This window comes from Streptomyces sp. NPDC001796 (genome assembly GCF_042892355.1).
Taxonomy (GTDB): domain Bacteria; phylum Actinomycetota; class Actinomycetes; order Streptomycetales; family Streptomycetaceae; genus Streptomyces.
This window is the reverse complement of sequence record NZ_JBIAUC010000005.1, coordinates 97990-121180: the sequence shown is the minus strand read 5'-3', so window position 1 is coordinate 121180 and position 23191 is coordinate 97990. Positions and strand designations below refer to the sequence as shown.

Here is a 23191-nt window from a genome sequence, read left to right as displayed (position 1 = left end):
CGCTCGCCGGTCCCCACCAGTCGACCCGCACCCGACGACCGGCGGACGGTCGCCTGATTCGGGGGTTGACATGGTCACACAGAAGCTCGGGACGCGCGGACTGGGCTCCGCTGCCGTGGCAGGCCTCGCGTTCGCGGCAGGGTCTTTGGCTCTGTTCGCTCTGCAGCAGCGCAAGTTCAACCAGACGAGGCTGCGCATCGAGCAGCAGCGCGCACACTTCCACCTTTTGGACAAGGCGATGCAGGACCCTGAATTGGCCGCCGTGATGAGCACGGTGGACCTCAGCGCGGCGCCGCCCGAGAAACGGCCGACCCTGCGCCGCCAGTACATCTTCGCGAACGCCTGGTACACGAACACCCTGCAGCTGTACCGCACCGGCATCCTCAGCTGGGAGGAGCTGTACGGGCATCTGCGGGTGGTGTGCCAGAGCGGGGTCTTCCGCGAGTACTGGGAGGCGACCCGTCACCACCGCGAGAGCCTGCCGTACTCCTCGAACGAAGCGCGCGTGGGGCGCATGGTGGATGGCTTGATCCAGGACCTGGACGATGCCGACACCGATGAATGGTGGGTCGTGGGCGCTCCCCCGGTCGAGTAGGGCCCGGCCGTTCTCTGCCGGTTGGGTTATCGGCGAACGCGCCGTCGGCATCGAAGGGCTAACCTGTCCCCGCCCAACCACCTACTGTTCACAAAAGGACCGGGATTCCCGTTGAAGATCGTGCGTCGCATCGGTGTGTCTCCTCGTGAACGCGGCAGCGCCACCGCCGAGACCTGCCCCGACATCTTCGAGCTCAGCGACGGCAGCTTCGCCGTCATCGGGACGGACGCCACCGACAAGCTCGACGGCGCATTGCCGCCCGACGCCGCACGAGCTGCCTACGAACGCATCGTCGTCATCAGCAGGCAGACGCTCATCGAGGCCAAGGCCGACATCCCCGACGCCTGACGCCTCCTGCCTCGCTCACCAGGACGTCACCCACTCCTGGGCGCAGCCGGCGCGTGATCGGCCAGGTCGCGACCCGCGATCGCGCGGTCACCGACATGCCGTAAAGCTGCTTCTCCACCGGCACGTCGAGGACCTGGAGGCGACTCGCATGAAGCTGATACCGCCCGCAGCCCCCTCGCCGCCGCGACTGAAACGCGGGACAGGCGCCGGCCCGCGGCAGAGGGGCTGCACGACGGGCTCCACCTGTCCCGACGTCTTCGAGCTGACCGACGGCGACTTCGCCGTCATCGGCACGGATGTCACCGACGTGGTCGCAGGCGTACTCCCCCAGGCCGCCCGGCGCGCGGACCATGAGCGCATCGTCGCGCGGGAGACCCTGGTCCGGGCCAAGACGGACATCCCCGACGCCTGACAGCGGCTCGGCAGACACCACGGGCTCGGTTCCCCACCGGAACCGGGTCCGTTGCCCGGCGGACTTCTCGGGGCCATCGAGGGAGGCACGGTGGGCTGCCAGAAAGAGCAAGGCATCCGCTGGGGCGGCCGCCCTCTCAACCCCGCGGCCTGAGGGCCGCGCCGTGACCGTCGGCGATCTGACACCAGCGGCCTCGCCGCAGGAACAAGCCCCGTCAGGGCTTTTCGGGCTTGCGGGCCAGCAGGCACGCGTGCGGTCTGTTCACCCGTCCGCCAGGCTCCTGCTCCAGCCTCGCGGTGACGACGAGTCCGGCCTGCTCCAGCAGGCCGATCATGCGGTCCAGAGGCAGGAGATACGACTCGTAGGACACCGGACGGCCATAGCCCCGGGTCGGCTGCAGCCGTTCATCGCCGACATAGTCTCCCCAGAGCAGGTAGCCGCCGGGCGCGAGCGTGCGGTGGAACTCGGCGAACACCGCCGGCAACCACTGCGGGGGCGTGTGGTGGGTGGAGTACCAGGCCAGGATGCCGCCGAGCTCGGCGTCCCTCATCTCCAGCGCGGTCATCGAGCCCTCGGTGAACCGCAGGTCCGGATAGGCGTGCCGGGCCAGCCCGATCATCTTCGGTGACAGATCGACGCCGAAGGCGGACACTCCCAGCCCGGCCAGGTGCGCCGTCACGCGGCCGGGGCCGCATCCCAGGTCCGCGACCGGCCCCAGACCGGCCGTCCGCACGAGTTCGGCGAACCCCGCAAGCATCGCGCGTGACAGCGGGTCCATCTCGGCTGGAGGCGGGACGCGTTCGACGTAATCGGCGGCGACCGTGTCGTACGACTCGCGCACGGCGGTCAGAAAGGAGGGCTCAGCCATGCGGGCGACCCTAGACCAGAGAACTGACAGGCCGTGTCACGACCTTCAGTCGACCTGCGCGACATCCACCGCCGTGGACACTCGGCCGTCACACCACTCCGATGATCGTTTCCGGTCAGAGCACTATCGGCGACTGCGGGCATGGCCATGGTGAGCGTGGCATCCGTCGTCATCAGCGGCCGGCTTGTGCACGGTGCGGAAGCGGCCAACGGCGGCACCCGCGAAGCTGCACGCCGCAGTGCCACAGGAGAGCGGTGCGCCGCCGCCGCGTCCTGGGCGGCCACGGCCCCGCGAACGGGCGGAGGAGTGACCGGCCCGCCGGTCAGGCCGCCGGCACTGCCACCGGCGGTTCCGGGCCGACATACCGGGCCGCCGGACGGATGATCTTGGGGTCTTCGGCCTGTTCCAGGATGTTGGCGCTCCAGCCGACCACCCGGGCCGTCGCGAAGGTGGGGGTGAACATCTCGCGCGGCAGGCCGCACAGTTCCATGACGACGCCGGCGTAGAACTCCACGTTCGTGTGCAGATCCCGCCCGGGCTTCAGTTCGGCCAGGATGGCTACCACCCGGCGTTCGACCTCGATCGCGAAGTCGACCAGCGGCCCGCCGAACCGCTCCGCGATACCGCGGAGCATCCGCGAGCGCGGGTCCTCCGTGCGGTAGACCGGGTGCCCGAAGCCCATGATGCGGTCGCCGGCGAGGACACGTGCTCGGATCCAGGAGTCGATGCGGTCGGGCGTGCCGATCGCGTCCAGGGTGTCCAGGGCGCGGCTCGGTGCTCCGCCGTGGAGCGGGCCGGACAGGGCGCCGACGGCTCCAACGAGGGCGGCCGCGACGTCCGCGCCCGTCGCGGCGATCACCCGCGCCGTGAAGGTTGATGCATTGAATCCATGGTCAATGGTCGATATCAAGTACTGCTCGACCGCCCGGGCCCGCTCCGGGTCGGGCTCGGTCCCCGTCAGCATGTAGAGGTAGTTGGCCGCGTGCGGCAGGTCCTCGCGCGGCTCGACCGGCTCGAGACCCCTGCCCAGCCGGTACAGCGCCGTCAACAGCGTGGGGACGGCCGCGCTCGCCGTGAACGTGTCCTCTCGCCGCCGGTCCGCGTCGATGTCGTACACCGGCCGGAAGCCCTTGGCCGCGCCGAGCAGCGAGAGCGCCGTACGGAGGCCGGCCAGCGGACCGGACCGGCCGGTCGCCGCCGCCACCGCGGGCAGCGCGGCCCGTACGTCCTCGGGCAGGCGGCGCAGCCCCGCGGTCCGCGCGGTGAACGCGGACCGTTGCGCGACGTCCGGCAGTCCGCCGTGGATCATCAGGTACCAGACGTCCTCGAAGCCGCGGGTTTGCGCGAGTTCGACGGCGGAGTACTGGCGGTAGTGGTAGAAGCCCTCCAGCCCCCTGACGTCACCCAGTGCGGTGTCGGTGACGACGACGCCCGCGAGTCCGCGCGGCACGTCGACGGAGGTGGATGCGGCCCTGTCGATCGGCATGTTTCCTCCTTGAACTTGATGGAACTGTCCATGCTTGACTCTCTTCTGTCAATATTGATTCAATCAATGCATCATCCATGGGTACGGTGTCGGTCATGAGGGATCACGAAGCGGCCGCCCGTCACGACGGGCGTCGGCTCACCACCAAGGAGGCCGCCGAACTGCTCGGCGTGAAGCCCGAGACGGTGTATGCGTATGTGAGCCGGGGCCAGCTCGGCAGCCGTCGCGAACCCGGCGGCCGTGGCAGCACCTTCGACGCCAAGGAGGTGGCGGCGCTCGCCCGGCGCAACCGGCGCGAGCCGAGCGGGACGTCACGCACCGCCGGTGAGCTCTCGGTCCGCACCGGCATCACGCTGATCGACAAGGACCGGTACTACTTCCGCGGCGTCGACGCGACCGAACTGGCCGCGCAGCACTCCTACGAGGAGATCGCCGAGTGGCTGTGGACCGGACGCCTGTGCCCCGGGATCACCTTCACCGCACCGGACGCCACCGTGACCGTCGCCCGCCGCGCAGTGAAGGCGCTGCCCGAGCACGCCGGCCCCCTCGACCGGCTGCGGGTCGCGGCGATCGCGGCGGCCACCGCGGACCCACTCCGCTTCGACCTGTCGCCCGAGGCCGTCCTCGGCACCGCCCGCACCCTCATCCCCACCCTCGTCGCCGCCCTCCCGCCGCTGCGGCGCGACCACCGCGACGAGGGTCCGCTGGCGCGGCGACTGTGGACACGGCTCAGCGGCCGCGCGCCGGACGAGGCGTCACTTCGTGTCCTGGACATGGCGCTCGGACTGCTCGTCGACCACGACCTGGCCGCCTCGACGCTCGCGGTCCGTGTCGCCGCCTCGGCCCGCGCACACGCCTACGCCGCAGTCTCCGCCGGACTCGGCGCGCTGGAAGGCCCCCTGCACGGCGCGGCAAGCAGCCTGGCGCACCGGATGCTCCTCGAGGTCCTGGACCGGGGCACCGCGGTTCCCGTGGTCGCCGACGAACTGCGCGCCGGGCGCCGGATCCCCGGACTCGGACACCGCCTGTATCCCGGCGAGGACCCTCGCGCGCGTGCCCTTTTCGCGGCCCTCGAGGGCCTTCCGTCCGCCGCACCCGCGCTGGCGGCGGCCCGGGACATCGAGTCCACCGCGGCCCGTCACACGCCCCTGCACGCCAACGTCGACCTGGCCCTCGCCGTGTTCACGGCCAGCACCGGCATGGACGCCACGGCCGGCGAGACCGTCTTCGCCGTCGCACGCACCGCGGGCTGGATCGCCCACACCCTGGAGGAGTACGAGGAACGCCCGCTGCGCATGCGTCCCAGCGGGCGCTACACGGGAGCGCGCCCGCCACAGCCGCTCCCCGAGTAGGCCCGACACTCACCGCCGGCCAAGTCAGGTTAGGCTCACCTCTGTGAGTACGTGCACGACCGCGTCCCGGGACCTCGACGAGCCCCTCGCGGGTACCGCGGCGACCGCTAGGACCTGGCTGCTCCTGGAACAGCCCGGCCCTTGGGGTCCCAAGGCGCTCACCTCCAGCCACCTGGACCGGGCGCTCGGCCGCGCCCTGGAAGCGGCCGCGGAGGGCACCGGCGTACGGATCGCGCTCATCCGCCGCCCCGGGCGGCACGCCGACTGCGGCACGCCCGCAGAACGGCAGGTGTACGTGGCGCACACCGTGCCCGGGAACGTCCGGCTGCACGCAGCCACGACCTCCGCGCCGGAGCGGCTGCTCGATCTGGACTTCGCCGCCCTCGGCGCGGGCGACCCGCACAGCTTCGACACGGTTCTCCAGGGACGGCCGCACAGCGGCGACCCGCTCGCCTTCGTCTGCACCAACGGCAGGCGCGACCGCTGCTGCGCCCTCCTCGGCCGTCCCCTCGCGGCCGAGCTGACCGCCTCCGGCGTCCGCGGCGTCTGGGAGGTCACCCACCTCGGCGGCCACCGCTTCTCCCCCACAGTGCTCGTCCTGCCGTTCGGATACGCGTACGGGCGGGCCCAGGCCGCCCACGTCAAGGAGGTCCTCCAGGCCGTGCGCGAAGGGCGTGTCGTGGTCGAGGGATGCCGTGGCAGCTCCGCCTGGGAGCGGCCCGCGCAGGCCGCGGAGCTGGCGGTGCGCACGGCGGCCCACGAGTACGCGGCGGAAGCGCTGACCGTCCTGTGCACCGACGGCGCGGCGCCCCGCTGGAAGGTCACCGTCGCCCACGCCGACGGCCGCCTGTGGCGCGTCGTCGTGGCCCAGGGCGCCTCGCTGCCGCCGCGCCCGGAGAGCTGCGGCTCTGCGCTGGGTTCCCCGGCACGGATGGACGTGGTGTCGGTGCGCGAGCTGCGCACCGCGGTCGCCGTCCACCCGGCGCACTGCTGAGGCGCGGGCTCCGCGCGGGACGAGGCCGGCTTCCCGTGAGGGGGCGGCACCTGCACCGCACAGGAGATCCACGCCACACCCCCTACGGCACGGCGCACCCGTCCCCGTACCGTCGTACCCATGAGCCCCTCTGCCCCTGCACGACGACTGCGCCTCGGTCTGCCGCGGCGGATGTTCTCGCAGGTCCTGCTGATGCAGGTGGCGATCGCCGCGGGCGTGGCCGTGCTCGCCACCGGGCTGTTCCTGGCGCCGCTCAGCCGTCTGCTGGACGACCAGGCGATGCGCCGGGCCCTCGCGATCGCGCAGACCACGGCGGCCCAGCCGCAGATCTCCACGGATGTGCAGAGAGCGTTGCCGTCGCCCGACGGGCCGGTGCAGAAGGAGGCGGAGCGCATCCGCAAGGCCAGTCACGCCGAGTACGTCGTGGTGATGAACACAAGGGGCGTGCGCTGGTCGCACCCGGACACCTGGCAGATCGGCAAGATCGTCTCCACCGACCCGAGCGAGGCCCTGGCCGGCAAGGAGATCATGCAGATCGACAGCGGCACCCTGGGCCGCTCGGCCCGCGGCAAGGTGCCTCTGCGGGACGCCCACGGCAGGATCATCGGGGCGGTCTCGGTGGGCATCGAGTACGACAGCGTCCGGGCCCGGCTGATCCACGCGATCCCGGGGCTGTTCGCGTACGCGGGCGCGGCCCTGGCGATCGGCGCGCTGGCCGCCTATCTGATCTCGCGCAGGGTTCAGCGGCAGACCCGTGACCTCGCCTTCTCGGACATCTCCGCGCTGCTCGCCGAGCGGGAGGCGATGCTGCACGGCATCAGGGAGGGCGTCGTCGCCCTGGACCGCGAGGGGCGGGTGCGGCTGGTCAACGACGAGGCGCAGCGCCTGCTGGGCATAGGTGACGAGGTCGTCGGCCGCTCCCTCGACGACGCGCTCGGCAAGGGCCGTACGACCGATGTGCTGGCCGGACGGGTCACGGGCACCGACCTGCTCACCGTGCGCGGGCACCGGGTCCTCGTCGCCAACCGCATGCCCACCGACGACGGAAGCGCCGTCGCCACCCTGCGGGACCGCACCGAGCTGGAGCAGCTGGGCCGCGAACTGGACTCCACACGCGGTCTGATCGACGCCCTGCGCGCGCAGGACCACGAACACGCCAACCGCATGCACACCCTTCTGGGACTGCTGGAACTGGAGATGTACGAGGACGCCGTGGAGTTCGTCGGCGAGGTGGTGGGCGACCACAGGGCCACGGCGGAACAAGTCACCGAGAAGATCCACGATCCGCTGCTCGCGGCCCTGCTGGTGGGCAAGGCGACGGTCGCCGGCGAGCGCGGGGTGGCCCTGTGGATCGCGGACCGGACACTGCTGCCGGACCGGTTGATCGACCCCAGAGGTCTGGTCACGATCGTCGGGAACCTGGTCGACAACGCACTCGACGCCGTCGCGGGCACTCCGCACGCGCGCGTGGAGGTCGAGCTGCGTTCGGAGGGGCGCACGGCGGTCCTCAGGGTGCGCGACACAGGTCCCGGGATACCCGCCGAGCGGCGGGAGCTGGTCTTCACGGACGGATGGTCCACCAAGCAGCCCCCGGCGCACGGCAAGCGCGGCATCGGGCTGTCCCTGGTGCGCCGACTCGCCGAACGCCAGGGAGGCAGCGCCCGGGTGACCGAGGCGGACGGAGGAGGCGCGGAGTTCGTCGTCGTCCTCCCCGAGGCGCTCGAGGGACCGGAGCCGGCCGCCGCGGACCGCGGGGTCCCCGTCCCCGCCCGTCGGACACCGACGGACAGGGCGCCTGCCCCGGACACACCCGCCCCGCTCCCCGAGGAGGAGTCGCGATGACCCGGCCGATCGACGTACTGGTCGTGGACGACGACCCCCGGGTCGCCCGGGTGAACGCCGCGTATGTGGAGAAGGTCGCCGGCTTCCGGGTGGCCGGCCAGGCGCACAACGCGGCCGACGCGCTGCGGCAGATGGAGACGCTGCCCCACCTCGACCTGGTGCTGATGGACCACTACCTGCCCGACGAGACCGGGCTCGCGGTCGTGCAGGAGATGCGCCGGCGCGGCCACCAGACGGATGTGATCATGGTGACGGCGGCCCGGGACATCCAGACCGTCCAGGCCGCGATGCGGCACGGCGCGCTCCAGTACCTGGTCAAGCCGTTCGCCTTCGCGGGCCTGCGCGCCAAGCTGGAGGCGTACGCCGAGCTGCGGCGCACCCTCGACGGCGGCGGCGAGGCCGAACAGGCGGAGGTCGACCGGATCTTCGGCGCTCTGTCGGCGGGTTCGGAGCCGGGGCTGCCCAAGGGGCACTCGGCGACGACGGCGGAGCTGGTACGCCGTGCCCTGGTGGACGCCCCAGGGCCGCTGTCCGCGCAAGAGGTCGCCGAACGGACCGGGCTGAGCCGCCAGACCGCCCAGCGCTATCTGAAGCTCCTGGAGCGCACGGGGCGGGCCACGCTGACCCTGAAATACGGCGACGCGGGCCGCCCCGAGCACCGCTACGTGTGGGCGACCCGCGCCTGAGGCACGGCCGTTCGGGCTCAGCCGGTGGCCTTCTTGACGAACTCGGTGGTGTACGTCTTGCCGAGGTCGATCGTGGCGTTCTTGATGTTGGGGTTGAACGCCTTGAGGACCTTCTCGACGGTCTGTGGGCCGTCCTCGGGCATCACGCCGTCCTTGGTGAACATCGGCAGCGTGCTTTTGATGGCGCTCGCGTAGAGCGTCTTGTTGCCCTTCGAGTAGTCGGCCGGCATCTTGGCGGCGATCTCGTTCGCGGAGTGTGTGGACATCCACTTGAGGGTCTTGACGAACGCGTTGGCGAGCTTCTGGACGGTGTCCTTGTGGCTGTTGACCCAGTCCGTCTGCATGTACAGGCTCGACGACGGGTACGGGCCGCCCAGTGCCTCCTGCGACCCCTGCGGTGTCCGCATGTCGACGAGCACCTGGCCGAGGTTCTTCTGCAGGACCGTGGCGACGGTCGGGTCCGTGGTCATGCCGGCGTCGATGGAGCCCTGCTGGAGGGCGGAGATGAACGTCGGACCGGCGCCGACGGCGACCGGGCTGAACTCGCTGACCTGCACACCGTTCTTGACCGCGAGGTACTTGGTGAGGAAGTCGGTCGAGGAACCGAGGCCGGTGACGCCTAGCTTCCTGCCCTTGAAGTCCTTGGGCGAGGTGATGTCCTTGGCGCTCTTGTTCGAGACGATCTCCACCTCGCCGGGTGCGTGCGAGAACTGCACCACGGACTCGACGTACTTGCCCTTGGTCTGCAGGTCGAGCGTGTGGTCGTAGAAGCCGACGGCCCCCTGGACCTGGCCGGAGACAAGGGCGGTCTCGGCCTGCACACCGGCCGGCTCGCTCAGCAGTTCGACGTCGAGGCCCTCGGCGTCGAAGTAGCCGAGCCGCTGGGTGAGCATGGCGGGCAGGTAGATGACCTTGTCCAGGCCACCCACCATGATCTTGACCTTCTCGCCCTTGCCGTCGCCCTTGCTGCCGGAGTCCGACGAGGCGGTGGTGGCCGCGTCGTTGGCGCAGGCGGTGAGCGAGGTGACGGCGAGCAGGCCGGCCGCGGCGAGGGCGGCGATTCTGGCGGACTTGCGCATGGTGGTTCACGTCCTTGTGAGAGGGCGGTGCGGGAGGAAACTGCGGGCGGGACCGGAGCGTTGACCGGAGCCTTCGGGGCGGGTCAGTGCCCGGAGTCCGACGGCTTCCAGCGGAAGATGCGGCGCTCGGCGAAGGTGAGCAGCCCTTCGGCCACCAGCGCGACGACCGCGAGGATGACCATCGCGGCGTAGACACCGGCCGCGTTGAAGGTGCCCTGGGACTGTGCGACGAGCAGGCCGATGCCCTTCGTGGCGCCGATGTACTCGCCGACGATGGCGCCGATGAGCGCGAAGCCGAAGCTGACGTGGAGGCTGGTGAAGATCCACGAGGTGGCCGACGGGATGACGACCTGGAGTGTCACCCGGCGGTCACTGGCGCCCAGGATGCGGGCGTTGGCGACGAGGTTGCGGTCGACCTCGCGGGCACCCTGGAAGGCGTTGAAGAAGACCGGGAAGAAGACCAGGACGACGGCGGAGGCGACCTTGGAGGACGGTCCGAGCCCGAACCAGATCACGAAGATCGGGGCGAGGACGATCCTCGGAATGGAGTTGAGCACCTTGATGTAGGGGCCGAGGACATCGGCGAGGAAGGCGATCCGGCCCAGCGCGATACCGAAGACGACACCGGCGATCACGCCGATGATCCAGCCGAGCAGCGCCTCGTGGAGCGTGACCCAGATCTGTTCGCCGAGCGCTCCCTGCGCGGTGCCGTGCATCACCCAGGTGGAGATCTGGTCCCAGATCTTCGACGGCATCGAGAAGTTGAACGGGTCGATGGCCCTGCTCCGGGAGAGCACCTCCCAGAGGCCGAGCACGGCGACCAGGAGCAGCACGCGGACCAGCAGGACGACGGCCTTGCGTCTGCGGGCGGCACGCGCGCGTGAATGAGCGCGGTCGGGCTTGGGGGTGTCGACGGGAGTGGGCGCGGAGATGACTTCAGGCGACATGGGCGGCACCCCTCTCGCGCGTGATGCGGACCTCTTCACCCAGGGACTCCCAGATCTCGCGGTAGATCTCGATGAACCGCGGCTCGAGGCGCACCGACTCGACCTTGCGCGGCCGGGGCAGGTCGATGTCGAAGACCTGCTTCACGGTGGCGGGTCCGGCGGTCATCACGACGACCTTGTCGGCCAGCGCGATCGACTCCTCCAGGTCGTGGGTGACGAACACGACGGAGGCGCCCGTGCCCTCCCACAGCTCCAGCAACTCGTCCGACATCAGCGCCCGGGTCTGCACGTCGAGCGCCGAGAACGGCTCGTCCATCAGCAGGATCTCGGGGTCGTTGACGAAGGTGGCGGCGAGGGCGACACGCTTGCGCTGACCGCCGGAGAGCTGGTGCGGGTAGCGGTCCTCGAAGGCCGCGAGCCCCACCCGGGCCAGCCATTCACGGGCCTTCTGCCTGGCCTCCGCCTTGGGCACACCCCGGAAGCGCGGACCCGCCATGACGTTGGACAGGACCGTGCGCCAGGGGAACGTGGCGTCCTGCTGGAAGACGAAACCGACCTTGTCGCCGACTCCCGAGACCGGCTCGCCGGCCACCAGGACCTCGCCCTCGGTGGGCTCCTCGAGGCCGCTGACCAGGGTGAGTGTCGTCGACTTGCCGCATCCGGTGGGTCCGACGACGGCGACGAACTCGCCGCGCCCGACGGTCAGGTCCAGGTTCCTGACGGCCGTGTGCAGACCGCCTGACGGGGTCCGGAAGGTCTTGCTCGCGCCCCGTAGCTCGATGGCGGGGCTGGTGTCTGCGCTCATGGCCCGGGACGGTAGGTGTGGCGCGGGCCACGGCAGGAGTCTTCTGGGCGCAACCTCGACTTCTGCTTGCAAGAGTCTGTTGTGCTCATTTTGCTCGCGCTACAACTGCGGAGCCGAAACACGGGCGTAACGCCTGCATGGCCTTCGGAGAAAGAGGCCCGATGATTGACGTCCTGGTCGTGGACGACGACTTCCGTGTCGCCGAGATCAACGCCAAGTACGTGGGAAAGGTTCCCGGTTTCCGGGTCGCCGCCCGCGCGCACAGCGCTGCCCAGGCGCTCGCCGCGGTGGAACGCGCCCCGATCGACCTGGTGCTGCTCGACCACTACCTGCCCGACCAGACGGGACTCGAACTGGTCCACCGCATGCGCGAGCGCGGCCACGGCACCGACGTCATCATGATCACCGCCGCGGGCGACGTGGCGACCGTCCAGGCCGCCATGCGTCTGGGCGCCCTGCACTACCTGGTCAAACCGTTCACCTTCGCGGCTCTGCGCACCCGCCTCGACTCCTACGCCGCGCTGCGCCGCACCGTCGACCGCGTCGGCGGCCGGGGCGTGGCCGGTCAGGAGCAGGTGGACCGGATCTTCGGCGCCCTGCGGACCGCACCCGCGGTCTCGTCGCCGAGGCTGCCCAGCGGCCACTCCGAACCGACGACGGACCTCATCTGCGAGGTGCTGCACCGGGCCGGCCAACCGCTCTCCGCCCACGAGGTGGCGGCCAGGACGGGCCTGAGCCGCTCCACCGCCCAGCGTTATCTGCGCCACCTGGAACAGGCGGGCCGACTGCGCCTGTCCCTGAAGTACGGCGACACGGGGCGCCCCGAGCACCGGTACGCGTGGGTGGCGCCATAGGGCTTGAGAGGGCGCCCCGGCTCGCGGGTACGTCGGCGGGGGCGCCCGTCGTTCACACCGCTCCGGCGCCCGTCAGCGACCGCACCTCGGTCTCCGCGTACTTGGCGTCGTCCGGCGCCTGAGGCGAGGTGACCGTGCCGAGCCAGCCCGCGAGGAAGCCGAGCGGGACGGAGACGAGGCCCGGGTTCTGCAGCGGGAAGTACTGGAAGTCCACGGCCGGGAACAGCGATCCGGGGCTTCCCGAGACGACCGGGGACAGCAGCACGAGCCCCAGTGCCGGCACGAGTCCGCCGTAGACCGCCCAGACGGCCCCGCGTGCGGTGAAGCCGCGCCAAAAGAGCGTGTACATCAGCACCGGCAGATTCGCCGACGCCGAGACCGCGAAGGCGAGGCCCACCAGGAACGCCACGTTGAGGTCGCGGACCAGCAGGCCGAGGGCGATCGCGACCACGCCGATACCGACGGCGGCGGCCCGCGCCACCGCCACCTCGCTGCGGGCCTTGCCGCTACGGCGCCGCAGTGAGGGGTAGAGGTCGTGGGCGACGGCGGCCGAGGCGGCGAGGGTGATCCCGGCGACGACGGCGAGGATCGTGGCGAAGGCGATCGCGGCGACCACGGCGAACAGCACCGTCCCCCCGGTGGTGTCCGCACCGCCGCCCAGTCGCTGCGCCAGCAGCGGCACCGCCGTGTTCCCGGCCTCGTTCGACGCGCGCACGGCGTCCGGCCCGACGACGGCGGCCGCGCCGAAACCCAGCACGATCGTCATCAGGTAGAAACCGCCGATGAGCCCGACCGACCACACGACCGAACGGCGGGCGGCACGCGCGGTCGGCACGGTGTAGAAGCGGGAGAGGATGTGCGGCAGCCCGGCCGTGCCCAGCACCAGCGCCAGGCCCAGGCTGACGAAGTCGATCCGGGCGGTCCAGTCCCCGCCGTACTTCAGTCCCGGGGCGAGGAAGGCGTCCCCGTGCCCGCTGCGCTCCGCCGCCGTGCGCAGCAACGCGTCCACGTCCCCGTGGAATCGCAACAGCAGCGCAGCGGTCAGCGCGACCGTACCGCCGAGCAGCAGTACCGCCTTGACGATCTGGATCCAGGTGGTGGCCCGCATTCCGCCGAGGGTCACGTAGATCACCATGAGCGCGCCGACGACGACCACCGTCCAGGCGCGCGCCGCCGTGCTCGTCCCCCCGAAGAGCAGCGCGACGAGGCTGCCCGCGCCCACCATCTGCGCCACCAGGTAGAGCACGGACACCGTCACGGAGGATGACCCCACCGCGATCCGCACCCTCCGCTCACTCATCCGTGCCGCGACGACGTCGGCGAGCGTGAACCGCCCGCAGTTGCGCACCAGTTCGGCGACGAAGAAGAGCACCACCAGCCAGGCGACGAGGAAGCCCACCACGTACAGAATCCCGTCGTAGCCGAAGAGCGCGATGAGCCCCGTGACGCCCAGGAAAGAGGCCGCCGACATGTAGTCGCCCGCGATGGCAAAACCATTCTCCATCGGCGAGAACAGCCGCCCGCCCGCGTAGAACTCCTCCGCCGACCCGTGCCGGTCGCGGCTCACCCAGGTGGTGATCGCCAGAGTGATCGCGACGAACACGCCGAACAGCAGCAGCGCCGGCATCTGATGGTGACCGCTCACCGCTCGCCACCCCTGAGCGGCCGTGTCAACTCCTGGGTGTCCCAGCGCAGATCGAGCGCGGCGCGGTCCCTGCGCAACCGTGCGTGCCGTGCGTACGCCCACGTGAACAGGAACGTCGTCAGGAACTGCCCGAGCCCCGCCAGCATCGCCACGTTCACGGCTCCCGCCACCGGCCGCTGCATCAGCCCCGGTGCCGCCTGGGCGGTCACCACATAGCCCACGTACCAGGTGAAGAACACCACGAGACCCGGAACCACGAACCTCCGGTACCGGCTGCGCACCTCCCGGAACGCCGTGCTCCGCTGCACCTGCAGATAGACGTCGGCGACGCGGTCGGCGCTTTCGTCCTCCCGGCGTGCGGAGGGCACGACCGGGGCCGGGGCGCCCGTCCCGTCCAGCTCGCCCCAGCCGGACGCGAGCGCGTCGTACCAGGGGTCGTCGTACTCCGCCCGCCCGGCCGCTCCCGCGCCCGCGCCCGCGCCCGCCGAGGCCGGATCGCCGCCGTGGTACTTCTCAACCGAACTCTCGGGACCGTCCCCGCCTCCGCGGGAACGATCATGGTTTGACCTCATGCCCAAGCATGGACAGAGCGGGAAGATCCCAGACCTTCTTCTCCCCGCGCTTCACCCCATCAGGTGACTCACCGCGACGGGGGTCGAACCAGCCCCGTGGCATACGCGTAACGCACCGCCCGCGCACGGTCCTTCAGTCCTGTCTTGGCGAAGAGATTGTTGATGTGGGTCTTCACGGTGGCCGTGGACACATGCAGTCTGCGCGCGATCTCCTGGTTGGTCAGCCCTTCGGCGATCAGTACGAGCACCTCGGTCTCCCGTGCGGTGAGCCCGTCCGGCGTCCGGGCGGCCACTGCCGGTTCCGGCTCCGGCTCCGCCAGCCGCTCCAGCAGGCGCCGCTGGACGCTCGGCGACAGCCCCGCCTCCCCGGACAGCACGTTCCGCACGGCCCGTACGATCTCGTCCCCGCCGGCGTCCTTGGTGAGATAGCCGCGCGCCCCGGCTCTGAGGGCCGGGAAAAGCGACTCGTCGTCCCCGAAGGTGGTCAGTACGACGACCTGGGTTCCGGGGTGCTCGGCGCGGATGCGCCGCGTCGCCTCGACGCCGTCGCAGCGCGGCATGCGCAAGTCCATCAGCACCACGTCCGGGGCGAGCTCGGCGACGAGCCGGACCGCCTCCTCGCCGTCCCCGGCCGCGCCGACGACCTCGATCCCGGGCAGCAGACCGAGCAGCATCACGATGCCCTCGCGCACGACCGTCTGATCGTCCGCCACCACCACCCGAGCGGGCTTCGCGCTCTCCTCCTCCGTCATGCAGGCACCTTCAACGTCACCACGAATCCCTCCTCACCGGGCCCTGCCTGCAGCGAGCCGCCCAGCAGCTCGGCACGCTCCCGCATGCCCAGCAGACCGTACCCGGCCCCCGACCCGGCCAGCCCGCCCGGCGAACCGCCCGAATCGCGGACGTCCAGCGTGACTTGCTGCTCGGCGTACTCCAGCCGTATGCGCACCTTGGCGCCCGGAGCATGCCTGCGGACGTTGGTCAGGGCCTCCTGAGCAACCCTGCGGACGGCCTGGGAGACCTCGGCGGGCAGCGGCCGACGCTCACCCGAAAAGGTGATGTCGGCACCGTCCGACGCAGAGACGAGCTCGCTGAGGAAGTCCTCGAGCGGGGACATCTCCCCACGCAGCGCGGAGAGTGCCTGCCGGGTCTCTGCAAGCCCGGCCCGGGCCATCCCCCGCGCCGCTACGACCCGCTCCAGGATCGTCTCCCGTTCGGCCCCCGCCTCGATCAGCAGCCGGGCCGCCTCCAGATGCACCAGCTGCGCCGAGAGGCTGTGCGCCAGTACGTCGTGGATCTCCCGTGCGATCCGCGCGCGCTCCGCCAGGGCCGCCGACTCCGCCTCGGCCGCCCGCGCGGCCCTCTCCTGGGCGAGCAGTCGCAGGGCGTTGCCGCGCGCCTCGGCGTCGAGGCGCAGGACATAGCCGGCAAGCGTGATCCCGATGACAGTGACCGCTGTGGTCAGCCACGCGTCGTCGGTGACCGCCGCGTACGCCCCCAGGCCGAGGCCGGCGGCGGGCGCGGCGGCCGCGAGGGGCAGCCGCTCCAGGGCTCCGATGGCACAGCCGCACCACAGGACCATGGCGGGGACGCGCAGGTCCGCCACGTACGCCGTCGCACCCACCCCGAGGAGCGCCATGAGCAGGGCGACCGAGGGAAACAGCCGGTGGTGGAAGGTGGCCCGGAAGAAGGCCCACGCCCCTATCGCGCACACCAGGACTCCGAACGCGGCGGCGGCGATGCCCCACGAACGCAGGCTGCCGTCCGTGAACGTCGTCCACAGGAGCATGCCGAGGGCGACGAGCCGTGCGATCCGGGCGAGTCCGCGCCGGGCGGCGGAGACGCCGGCGCGGGACAGGGCCTCTCGGGAGGGCCAGCGTGTCCACGCGTACTCCGTCACACGGACTCCTTCCTGGAGGGCGAGGTCACGCGGTCACCGTACGCCGTGCCCCGCAGCTGAGCGGTGGGCACGGAACGCGACCGCCAGACCAGGATCCCGCTGCGCACCAGCAGAGTGGCGGCGAGGGCGAGGAACAGGGCGGAGCTGTCCTGGTGGACGCCGAGGACCGCGCCGATGCCGAAGAGACCGACGCGCAGGCCTATGCCGACGATCCACACCGCGACACTGGCTTTGGTGCTGCGGCTCCAGACCGTGCCGTCCGGCTCGGTCCATATCCGGGTGGTCCAGGCCCAGCCGGCGCCCGTGGCCAGCCCGATGAGCAGCTCGGCCCCGATGAGGAGGGCGGACTCGGCGTGGTGCCGGGGGTCGAGCACGCCGGGCTCGCGCAGGGCCAGGAAGGCCAGGACGGCAGGCATGACCCACCAGCGCCGGTCGGCCGAGATCCGGCGCGCTCGGAACTGACGCACGAGGATCAGGAGGACTGCGGCGGTGATCAGCAGGGCGTCGGCGGGCCCGGACATTGTGGCCTCCGTGGGCGAGGAAAGGCGTCGCCGCGGCGGGTGCCGTCGACGCCTTCGACGCTACGGAAGCCGGCGGGGGCGGTAGATCGGAGCCGGGGTGGATCGTGGGTGGATCCTCGGGCCTGGCTCGTCTCCACCCAGGGGTGGAGAGCCCGGGGCAGGCACCGGTCAGGAAGCGGATGCGGCCGGGAGGCACACCGAGGCGCCTCCTCCCGGCCCCCGGGCACCCTGCCCCGGCCGGCGCAGCGGCTATGCGTCGATGCGGGACCTGTCCAGTGTCGCCGCCGAGCTGGAGATGAACTCCTTGCGCGGTGCCACGTCGTTGCCCATCAGGAGGTCGAAGACCTGTTCGGCGGCTTCCAGGTCGGAGAGGTTGATCCGGCGCAGTGTGCGGTGGCGCGGGTCCATCGTCGTCTCGGCCAGCTGGTCGGCGTCCATCTCACCGAGGCCCTTGTAGCGCTGGATGGAGTCCTTGTACCGGATGCCCTTGCTCTGGAACTCCAGGAGCTTGTCGCGCAGCTCGCGGTCCGAGTACGTGTAGACGTACTTGTCCTGGCCCTTCTTCGGCTGGATCAGCTCGATGCGGTGCAGCGGCGGCACCGCGGCGAACACCCGGCCCGCCTCGACCATGGGCCGCATGTAACGGTGGAACAGCGTCAGGAGCAGGGTGCGGATGTGGGAACCGTCCACGTCGGCGTCGGTCATTATGATGATCTTGCCGTAGCGGGCTGCCTCGAGGTCGAACGTGCGGCCCGAGCCGGCTCCTATGACCTGGATGATCGCACCGCACTCGGCGTTCTTCAGCATGTCCGTCACGGACGACTTCTGGACGTTGAGGATCTTGCCGCGGATCGGCAGCAGCGCTTGGAACTCGGAGTTCCGCGCGAGCTTCGCCGTGCCGAGCGCGGAGTCGCCCTCGACGATGAACAGCTCGCTGCGGTCGACGTCGTCGCTGCGGCAGTCGGCGAGCTTGGCGGGCAGCGAGGAGGACTCCAGGGCCGTCTTGCGGCGCTGGGCGTCCTTGTGCTGGCGCGCCGCGATACGGGTGCGGGCGGCGGCGACGGCCTTCTCCAGGACGACCCTGGCCTGCTGGGCGGCATCACGCTTCGTGGAGGTCAGGAACGCCTTGAGCTCCTTCGAGACCACGTTCGTCACGATGCGGCGCGCCGCGGAGGTGCCGAGGACCTCCTTGGTCTGCCCCTCGAACTGCGGCTCGGCCAGGCGCACCGTGACGACCGCGGTGAGCCCCTCGAGCGCGTCGTCCTTGACGATGTCGTCCTCGGCGACGCGCAGCATCTTCTTGGCGCGCAGGACCTCGTTCAGCGTCCGGGTGACGGCCTGCTCGAAGCCGGCGACGTGGGTGCCGCCCTTGGGGGTGGCGATGATGTTCACGAACGACCTGAGCGTCGTCTCGTAACCGGTGCCCCAGCGCAGCGCGACGTCGACGCCGAGCTCCCGGGTGACCTCGGTGGGCGTCATCTGGCCGTGGTCGTCCAGGACGGGGACCGTCTCCTTGAAGGTGCCCTGTCCGGAGAAGCGGAGGACGTCGCAGACCGGCTTGTCGCTCGCCAGGTACTCGCAGAACTCGCTGATCCCGCCGTCGAAGCGGAAGGACTCCTCACCCTTGCTGCCGCCCTCACCGAGCCCGTACTCGTCGCGGACGACGATGGTGAGGCCGGGCACCAGGAACGCGGTCTGGCGGGCGCGCTGGTGCAGCGTCTCCAGGGAGAGCTTGGCGTCCTTGAGGAAGATCTGGCGATCGGCCCAGTAGCGCACGCGCGTGCCGGTGCGTGTCTTGGGGATCTTCTTGGTCTTGTGCAGGCCGCTCTTGGCCTCGAACTTCGCGTCCGGGCCGTCGGCGGCGAAGACGCCCGGCACACCGCGCCGGAAGCTGATCGCGTGCGTGTGGCCGGCACGGTCGACCTCGACGTCCAGGCGCGCGGAGAGGGCGTTCACCACGGAGGCGCCGACGCCGTGCAGACCGCCGGACGCCGCGTAGGAGCCGCCGCCGAACTTGCCGCCCGCATGCAGCTTGGTCATCACGACCTCGACGCCGGACAGGCGGGTCTTGGGCTCGACGTCGACCGGGATGCCCCGGCCGTTGTCCCGCACCTCCACCGATGCGTCGTCGTGCAGGATCACCTCGATGTGGTCGCAGTAGCCGCCCAGGGCCTCGTCGACGGAGTTGTCGATGATCTCCCAGAGGCAGTGCATCAGGCCCCGGCTGTCGGTGGAGCCGATGTACATGCCGGGGCGCTTGCGCACGGCCTCGAGGCCTTCGAGGACGAGCAGGTGCCGCGCGGTGTAGTTGGAACCGTCCCGGTCTGCTCCGGTCAGCAGCGCTGTGGACGGCACGGACGTCTCGGCGGTCACGCGGTTCGCTCCTCGCTGAATTTCAGATGGGACCCCCTGGGGCGAGGGCCGGCTTCGTTCGCCGGTCCGAGGGTACCGAGGCCTGGTAGAGCCGTTGTAACGCAACCCTCGTCGGCACCTAAGAGTAATCCAGAGTCGTACGGACGTTCGATCCCTCGTGGGGGTGAAGTACATATCACGTTCCCTTCGAGGCATGAACCATTTAGCCTCGGGGCACGTCCTCATCCACAACCGGCAACCCGCCGGGAGGACGGACAACCGACACACAGCGCGAACCCGTACGACACAAGAGACGTAATACGGCACATTCGCCGCCAACCGGCAGCAGACAGCCGGCTCGGAAAGATTTTTTCGAGGGGAAGCCGCGAGCGGGAACGTTTTCGGCCTGGTTGGATGTTGACCCTGGTACGACAGCTCGTCGAGCTAGAGAAGAGGCGACGTGACTACTGTTCTGACCCACGCGAGCCCGCTGACGGCCGCTGACCGCTGCGACCGTTGCGGCGCCCAGGCGTACCTGCGCGTCGTCCTCCTGAGCGGCGGAGAACTGCTCTTCTGCGCCCATCACGGCCGCAAGTTCGAGCCGGAACTCAAGAAGATCGCCGCTGAGATACAGGACGAGACGGAACGGCTCACCTCCGTTCCCGCAAACGCGTCCGAAGAGGAACGCTGACGCTTCGCGTCCACGACGAGCCGACACCGGCAGCGCCGCCGGTGAACGGGCGGCCACCCCATCCGGGGAGTGGCCGCCCGTACTCGTAGGACGCACCGGGCCGACGTCCTCGTGACGCACACCGACCGCACACTCCGTGCCGGCGGCAGCCCGCACGGGTGTGCCCTTTCCCGCGGCGCGAGGCGGCTCCCGGCGGTGCCGCCCTCAGTGGCCACCCCCCAACGCCTTGGCGGCCTCCGAGACGCGCGTGTAGACACCAGGGCGCCCCGGCTGTCCGCAGCCGCTCCCCCAGGACACCACGCCGATCAGGCGCCCATTGGCGACGAGCGGCCCTCCGCTGTCCCCCTGGCAGGCGTCATGGCCGCCTTCGGGCGCCCCGGCGCACAGCATGGAGGACGCGACGTATCTGCCGTCCAGACCGCCGGGATACGCCCGCTCACAGGTCGCATCCGTCAGGACCTGAAGGCTGGCGGCCCGCAGGGTGCTCGTGTAGGTGGCATTCCCCGTGACGTCGCCCCAGCCGTACACCGTCGCCGACGTGCCCGGCGTATAGGCCGGATCCCCGGCGGGCGCCATGGGGAGGACCGAGCTGGCGGGCAGCGGGGTGGCGAGAGTGAGCACGCCGAAGTCCCCGGTGTTCGTATAGCTGTTGTACTGCGGATTGACCCATGTCGAGGTCACGGGGATCTCCTTGCCCTGGCTGGAGGTGAGATCCGTACGGTCCGCGATCACCTTCAGATCCCGCACCCGCCCGGGCGGCGCTCCGAGGACGGCCGCGCTCAGACAGTGGGCGGCGGTCAGGACCGTTGAGCGGTCCACCACCACGCCTCCGCAGAACTGCCCCGCCCGGGTACCTCCGAACCGGTCACGACTGGACAGGGCGACCGTCCACGGACTCTGTGAGATGTCGACCGGGAACCCTCCGATGACAACGCTGTCTGCCCTCGCCGGCGCGGGTGCCGTCAGCTGTATCAGGGCTGCTGCGGCGGCCAGTGCCAGGGATCGGACGTAGGGGCGAGGCATGCGCTCTCCTCACTGTCGGATGGTCGTAGAACACCCACAGTGATTCAGCTCACCGCATCCCGCACACGCAAAGGGGCCACCTCCCGTAGGAGACGGCCCCTGATGACGTACGGCCGAGGGCTAGTCGAGGTAGTCGCGCAGCACCTGGGAGCGCGACGGGTGACGCAGCTTCGACATCGTCTTGGACTCGATCTGGCGGATGCGCTCACGCGTGACGCCGTACACCTTGCCGATCTCGTCGAGGGTCTTCGGCTGACCGTCGGTGAGACCGAAACGCATGGAGACGACGCCCGCCTCGCGCTCGGACAGCGTGTCGAGCACGGAGTGCAGCTGCTCCTGCAGCAGCGTGAAGCTGACCGCGTCGGCCGGGACGACCGCCTCGGAGTCCTCGATGAGGTCGCCGAACTCGCTGTCGCCGTCCTCGCCCAGCGGGGTGTGCAGCGAGATCGGCTCCCGGCCGTACTTCTGGACCTCGATGACCTTCTCCGGGGTCATGTCGAGCTCCTTGGCCAGCTCCTCCGGGGTGGGCTCGCGGCCCAGGTCCTGGAGCATCTGACGCTGCACGCGGGCGAGCTTGTTGATGACCTCGACCATGTGCACCGGGATACGGATGGTGCGGGCCTGGTCGGCCATGGCGCGGGTGATCGCCTGACGGATCCACCAGGTGGCGTACGTGGAGAACTTGTAGCCCTTGGTGTAGTCGAACTTCTCGACCGCGCGGATCAGACCGAGGTTGCCCTCCTGAATGAGGTCCAGGAAGAGCATGCCGCGGCCGGTGTAGCGCTTGGCCAGGGAGACCACCAGACGGAGGTTGGCCTCCAGGAGGTGGTTCTTGGCGCGGCGGCCGTCCTCGGCGATGATCTCCAGCTCGCGCTTGAGCTTGGGGGCGAGCTTGTCGGCGTTGGCCAGCTTGTCCTCGGCGAAGAGGCCGGCCTCGATGCGCTTGGCGAGCTCGACCTCCTGCTCGGCGTTGAGCAGGGGGACCTTGCCGATCTGCTTCAGGTAGTCCTTGACCGGGTCGGCGGTGGCGCCGGCCGCGGCGACCTGCTGCGCGGGCGCGTCGTCCTCGTCCTCGTCGGAGAGCACGAAGCCGGCGCTCTCCGCACCCTCGGGCTCCTCGCCGGCCTTGACGGGGGTCTCCTCGAGGACGTCCTCGTCGAGCAGCTCGACATCGTCCTTCTTGGCGGCGGTCGTCTTCTTGGCCGCCGTCTTCTTGGCGACGGTCTTCTTCGCGACCGTCTTCTTCGCTGCCGTCGCCTTCTTGGCCGCGGTCTTCTTGACGGGCGCGTCCTCAGCCGGATCATCGGCGACCGGCACCGCCGGGGCGGCGGGCTCGGTGGCCTTCTTGGTGGTCACCGTCTTCGCCGGGACGGCCTTGGTGGCGGTGCGCTTGGCCGGACTCTTCGCTGCGACGCTCTTGCGGGTGCGCTTGGGCTCTGCGGCACTGACCATCAGCGTCACACCCTCTTCCTCGAGGATCTGGTTGAGGCTGCGCAGTACGTTCTTCCACTGAGTGGCCGGAATCTGGTCAGCTTCGAAGGCCCGACGCACATCGTCGCCGGCGATCTGCCCCTCGGCCTTTCCCCGCTCAATGAGAGCCATGACAGAGACGGACTCGGCGATCTCCGGCGGGAGCGTACGGGATGTGCTGGCCGACACGAACAACCTCTCGGAACGTTGGAAAACGGCTTCCGGCCCCGTCCACAACGGACAGGAGCCGACCGCCGGCTTGGGGATGGGCCGACGGCGCGGGCGGGGGCCGGGAAGATGCACAGCGCCGCGAACGGCGTCCGTATTCCCTCCTCGGCTGTCACCTCTTAGGTCATCGCGCAGCCCCGCAGAGCGTTACGCCCAATTCACGTGGCCCGGATCACACCCCGTAACCGCTCAAAAACGTCCAGATACGGGCAGAGGTGTTCAGTCGACGCCACTGCCGACACTCGGCTGCCGACGTTCGGCCGTCGACGGCTTCACCCCACCGCGTATCCCGGAAGCCGCGTCTGACACAGGGAATCCGTATCCGATACCGGGAATCCGTCGCCGGCTCCGAGGCCCACGGTCGCCACCGGGTCACCCATGACCGGCACCGGATCCCCGACGGCTGTGTCGTTCCGGCTCGAGGGCGGGGTCGCCGGTCTCCGTCGGGCTCCGCCGGGTCCCGGGAGGATCCGACGGAGCCCGACGGCGGGCGTACGGCGCTCCGCGGCCGCCGGCCGCGC

At 70.5% G+C, this 23191-nt stretch carries 22 protein-coding genes; 9 read left to right on the top strand and 13 right to left on the bottom strand.

Annotation, left to right across the window (positions count from 1 at the left end; genetic code table 11):
- Nucleotides 1-70 precede the first annotated feature (70 nt).
- The 3 genes from ACFYZE_RS12615 to ACFYZE_RS12605 all read left to right on the top strand — a co-directional run bounded on the left by ACFYZE_RS12615 (nucleotide 71) and on the right by ACFYZE_RS12605 (nucleotide 1355).
- The gene (locus ACFYZE_RS12615) at nucleotides 71-595 is read left to right on the top strand and encodes a DUF6082 family protein (RefSeq protein WP_388991639.1); all 525 of its coding nucleotides are present in this window, start codon (nucleotides 71-73) and stop codon (nucleotides 593-595) included.
- A gap of 111 nt (nucleotides 596-706) precedes the next feature.
- On the top strand, nucleotides 707-943 hold the full coding sequence (locus ACFYZE_RS12610; protein WP_388991637.1) for a hypothetical protein: 237 nt from the start codon (nucleotides 707-709) through the stop codon (nucleotides 941-943).
- Nucleotides 944-1091: 148 nt separating this feature from the next.
- Nucleotides 1092-1355 (top strand): hypothetical protein, encoded by a 264-nt coding sequence (locus tag ACFYZE_RS12605; protein WP_388991634.1) that lies wholly within the window; start codon nucleotides 1092-1094, stop codon nucleotides 1353-1355.
- A gap of 214 nt (nucleotides 1356-1569) precedes the next feature.
- Here the strand turns inward: ACFYZE_RS12605 and ACFYZE_RS12600 are convergent, their stop codons facing one another.
- Nucleotides 1570-2223: a class I SAM-dependent methyltransferase gene (locus ACFYZE_RS12600; RefSeq protein ID WP_388991631.1), complete on the bottom strand. Its 654-nt coding sequence runs from the start codon at nucleotides 2221-2223 to the stop codon at nucleotides 1570-1572.
- 322 nt (nucleotides 2224-2545) lie between these two features.
- A complete protein-coding gene (locus ACFYZE_RS12595) occupies nucleotides 2546-3709 on the bottom strand; it encodes a citrate synthase (RefSeq protein ID WP_388991628.1) in 1164 nt (387 codons plus the stop codon).
- 95 nt (nucleotides 3710-3804) lie between these two features.
- On the opposite strand from ACFYZE_RS12595, the gene ACFYZE_RS12590 reads away from it, so the two are divergent.
- The 4 genes from ACFYZE_RS12590 (at nucleotide 3805) to ACFYZE_RS12575 (ending at nucleotide 8583) form a co-directional block, all read left to right on the top strand.
- A complete protein-coding gene (locus ACFYZE_RS12590; RefSeq protein ID WP_388991625.1) occupies nucleotides 3805-5061 on the top strand; it encodes a citrate synthase in 1257 nt (418 codons plus the stop codon).
- A 43-nt stretch (nucleotides 5062-5104) separates the two neighbouring features.
- Nucleotides 5105-6055, top strand: coding sequence for a sucrase ferredoxin (locus ACFYZE_RS12585; RefSeq protein ID WP_388991624.1), 951 nt, complete (start codon nucleotides 5105-5107; stop codon nucleotides 6053-6055).
- Between the two features lie 120 nt (nucleotides 6056-6175).
- Nucleotides 6176-7897, top strand: coding sequence for an ATP-binding protein (locus ACFYZE_RS12580; protein ID WP_388991622.1), 1722 nt, complete (start codon nucleotides 6176-6178; stop codon nucleotides 7895-7897).
- Entirely contained in the window at nucleotides 7894-8583 is a 690-nt protein-coding gene (locus ACFYZE_RS12575; protein WP_388991621.1) for a response regulator, read from the top strand. The genes ACFYZE_RS12580 and ACFYZE_RS12575 overlap by 4 nt, the downstream gene beginning before the upstream one ends.
- Before the next feature lie 17 nt (nucleotides 8584-8600).
- On the opposite strand, the gene ACFYZE_RS12570 is transcribed toward ACFYZE_RS12575, so the two are convergent.
- From ACFYZE_RS12570 to ACFYZE_RS12560, 3 genes are all read right to left on the bottom strand, one after another.
- On the bottom strand, nucleotides 8601-9662 hold the full coding sequence (locus ACFYZE_RS12570; protein WP_388991619.1) for an ABC transporter substrate-binding protein: 1062 nt from the start codon (nucleotides 9660-9662) through the stop codon (nucleotides 8601-8603).
- 83 nt (nucleotides 9663-9745) lie between these two features.
- The gene (locus tag ACFYZE_RS12565) at nucleotides 9746-10609 is read right to left on the bottom strand and encodes an ABC transporter permease (protein WP_388991617.1); all 864 of its coding nucleotides are present in this window, start codon (nucleotides 10607-10609) and stop codon (nucleotides 9746-9748) included.
- Complete coding sequence (locus tag ACFYZE_RS12560; protein WP_103841426.1) at nucleotides 10599-11414, bottom strand: ABC transporter ATP-binding protein; 816 nt, start codon at nucleotides 11412-11414, stop codon at nucleotides 10599-10601. Before ACFYZE_RS12560 ends, ACFYZE_RS12565 begins: the two co-directional genes overlap by 11 nt.
- Nucleotides 11415-11575: 161 nt before the next feature.
- On the opposite strand from ACFYZE_RS12560, the gene ACFYZE_RS12555 reads away from it, so the two are divergent.
- Nucleotides 11576-12268, top strand: a complete 693-nt coding sequence (locus tag ACFYZE_RS12555; RefSeq protein WP_388991615.1) for a response regulator — start codon at nucleotides 11576-11578, stop codon at nucleotides 12266-12268.
- A 52-nt stretch (nucleotides 12269-12320) separates the two neighbouring features.
- Here the strand turns inward: ACFYZE_RS12555 and ACFYZE_RS12550 are convergent, their stop codons facing one another.
- From ACFYZE_RS12550 to ACFYZE_RS12525, 6 genes are all read right to left on the bottom strand, one after another.
- Nucleotides 12321-13913: a cation acetate symporter gene (locus ACFYZE_RS12550; RefSeq protein ID WP_388991613.1), complete on the bottom strand. Its 1593-nt coding sequence runs from the start codon at nucleotides 13911-13913 to the stop codon at nucleotides 12321-12323.
- Nucleotides 13910-14485 carry a DUF485 domain-containing protein gene (locus tag ACFYZE_RS12545; RefSeq protein WP_388991611.1) on the bottom strand — a complete coding sequence of 192 codons (576 nt, stop codon included), beginning with the start codon at nucleotides 14483-14485 and terminating at the stop codon, nucleotides 13910-13912. The genes ACFYZE_RS12550 and ACFYZE_RS12545 overlap by 4 nt, the downstream gene beginning before the upstream one ends.
- Before the next feature lie 68 nt (nucleotides 14486-14553).
- A complete protein-coding gene (locus tag ACFYZE_RS12540) occupies nucleotides 14554-15237 on the bottom strand; it encodes a response regulator (protein ID WP_388991609.1) in 684 nt (227 codons plus the stop codon).
- A complete protein-coding gene (locus tag ACFYZE_RS12535; RefSeq protein WP_388991607.1) occupies nucleotides 15234-16385 on the bottom strand; it encodes a sensor histidine kinase in 1152 nt (383 codons plus the stop codon). The genes ACFYZE_RS12540 and ACFYZE_RS12535 overlap by 4 nt, the downstream gene beginning before the upstream one ends.
- Entirely contained in the window at nucleotides 16382-16906 is a 525-nt protein-coding gene (locus ACFYZE_RS12530; protein ID WP_388991605.1) for a DUF1453 domain-containing protein, read from the bottom strand. Before ACFYZE_RS12530 ends, ACFYZE_RS12535 begins: the two co-directional genes overlap by 4 nt.
- 249 nt (nucleotides 16907-17155) lie before the next feature.
- A complete protein-coding gene (locus tag ACFYZE_RS12525; protein ID WP_388991603.1) occupies nucleotides 17156-19279 on the bottom strand; it encodes a type IIA DNA topoisomerase subunit B in 2124 nt (707 codons plus the stop codon).
- A gap of 439 nt (nucleotides 19280-19718) precedes the next feature.
- Between ACFYZE_RS12525 and ACFYZE_RS12520 the strand changes: the two genes are divergently transcribed.
- On the top strand, nucleotides 19719-19949 hold the full coding sequence (locus ACFYZE_RS12520) for a hypothetical protein (protein WP_388991601.1): 231 nt from the start codon (nucleotides 19719-19721) through the stop codon (nucleotides 19947-19949).
- 204 nt (nucleotides 19950-20153) lie between these two features.
- On the opposite strand, the gene ACFYZE_RS12515 is transcribed toward ACFYZE_RS12520, so the two are convergent.
- Nucleotides 20154-20972 (bottom strand): serine protease, encoded by an 819-nt coding sequence (locus ACFYZE_RS12515; RefSeq protein WP_388991599.1) that lies wholly within the window; start codon nucleotides 20970-20972, stop codon nucleotides 20154-20156.
- Between the two features lie 120 nt (nucleotides 20973-21092).
- Nucleotides 21093-22631: an RNA polymerase sigma factor gene (locus tag ACFYZE_RS12510; protein ID WP_388991597.1), complete on the bottom strand. Its 1539-nt coding sequence runs from the start codon at nucleotides 22629-22631 to the stop codon at nucleotides 21093-21095.
- Between the last annotated feature and the right edge of the window lie 560 nt (nucleotides 22632-23191).

What these genes read in the sequence shown, in the direction of transcription:
- ACFYZE_RS12615 (WP_388991639.1), top strand. Translation starts at nt 71, where the DNA reads ATGGTCACACAGAAGCTCGGGACGCGCGGACTGGGCTCCGCTGCCGTG.
- ACFYZE_RS12605 (WP_388991634.1), top strand. Translation starts at nt 1,092, where the DNA reads ATGAAGCTGATACCGCCCGCAGCCCCCTCGCCGCCGCGACTGAAACGC.
- ACFYZE_RS12600 (WP_388991631.1), bottom strand. Translation starts at nt 2,223, where the DNA reads ATGGCTGAGCCCTCCTTTCTGACCGCCGTGCGCGAGTCGTACGACACG.
- ACFYZE_RS12595 (WP_388991628.1), bottom strand. Translation starts at nt 3,709, where the DNA reads ATGCCGATCGACAGGGCCGCATCCACCTCCGTCGACGTGCCGCGCGGA.
- ACFYZE_RS12590 (WP_388991625.1), top strand. Translation starts at nt 3,805, where the DNA reads ATGAGGGATCACGAAGCGGCCGCCCGTCACGACGGGCGTCGGCTCACC.
- ACFYZE_RS12580 (WP_388991622.1), top strand. Translation starts at nt 6,176, where the DNA reads ATGAGCCCCTCTGCCCCTGCACGACGACTGCGCCTCGGTCTGCCGCGG.
- ACFYZE_RS12575 (WP_388991621.1), top strand. Translation starts at nt 7,894, where the DNA reads ATGACCCGGCCGATCGACGTACTGGTCGTGGACGACGACCCCCGGGTC.
- ACFYZE_RS12570 (WP_388991619.1), bottom strand. Translation starts at nt 9,662, where the DNA reads ATGCGCAAGTCCGCCAGAATCGCCGCCCTCGCCGCGGCCGGCCTGCTC.
- ACFYZE_RS12565 (WP_388991617.1), bottom strand. Translation starts at nt 10,609, where the DNA reads ATGTCGCCTGAAGTCATCTCCGCGCCCACTCCCGTCGACACCCCCAAG.
- ACFYZE_RS12560 (WP_103841426.1), bottom strand. Translation starts at nt 11,414, where the DNA reads ATGAGCGCAGACACCAGCCCCGCCATCGAGCTACGGGGCGCGAGCAAG.
- ACFYZE_RS12555 (WP_388991615.1), top strand. Translation starts at nt 11,576, where the DNA reads ATGATTGACGTCCTGGTCGTGGACGACGACTTCCGTGTCGCCGAGATC.
- ACFYZE_RS12545 (WP_388991611.1), bottom strand. Translation starts at nt 14,485, where the DNA reads ATGAGGTCAAACCATGATCGTTCCCGCGGAGGCGGGGACGGTCCCGAG.
- ACFYZE_RS12540 (WP_388991609.1), bottom strand. Translation starts at nt 15,237, where the DNA reads ATGACGGAGGAGGAGAGCGCGAAGCCCGCTCGGGTGGTGGTGGCGGAC.
- ACFYZE_RS12530 (WP_388991605.1), bottom strand. Translation starts at nt 16,906, where the DNA reads ATGTCCGGGCCCGCCGACGCCCTGCTGATCACCGCCGCAGTCCTCCTG.
- ACFYZE_RS12515 (WP_388991599.1), bottom strand. Translation starts at nt 20,972, where the DNA reads ATGCCTCGCCCCTACGTCCGATCCCTGGCACTGGCCGCCGCAGCAGCC.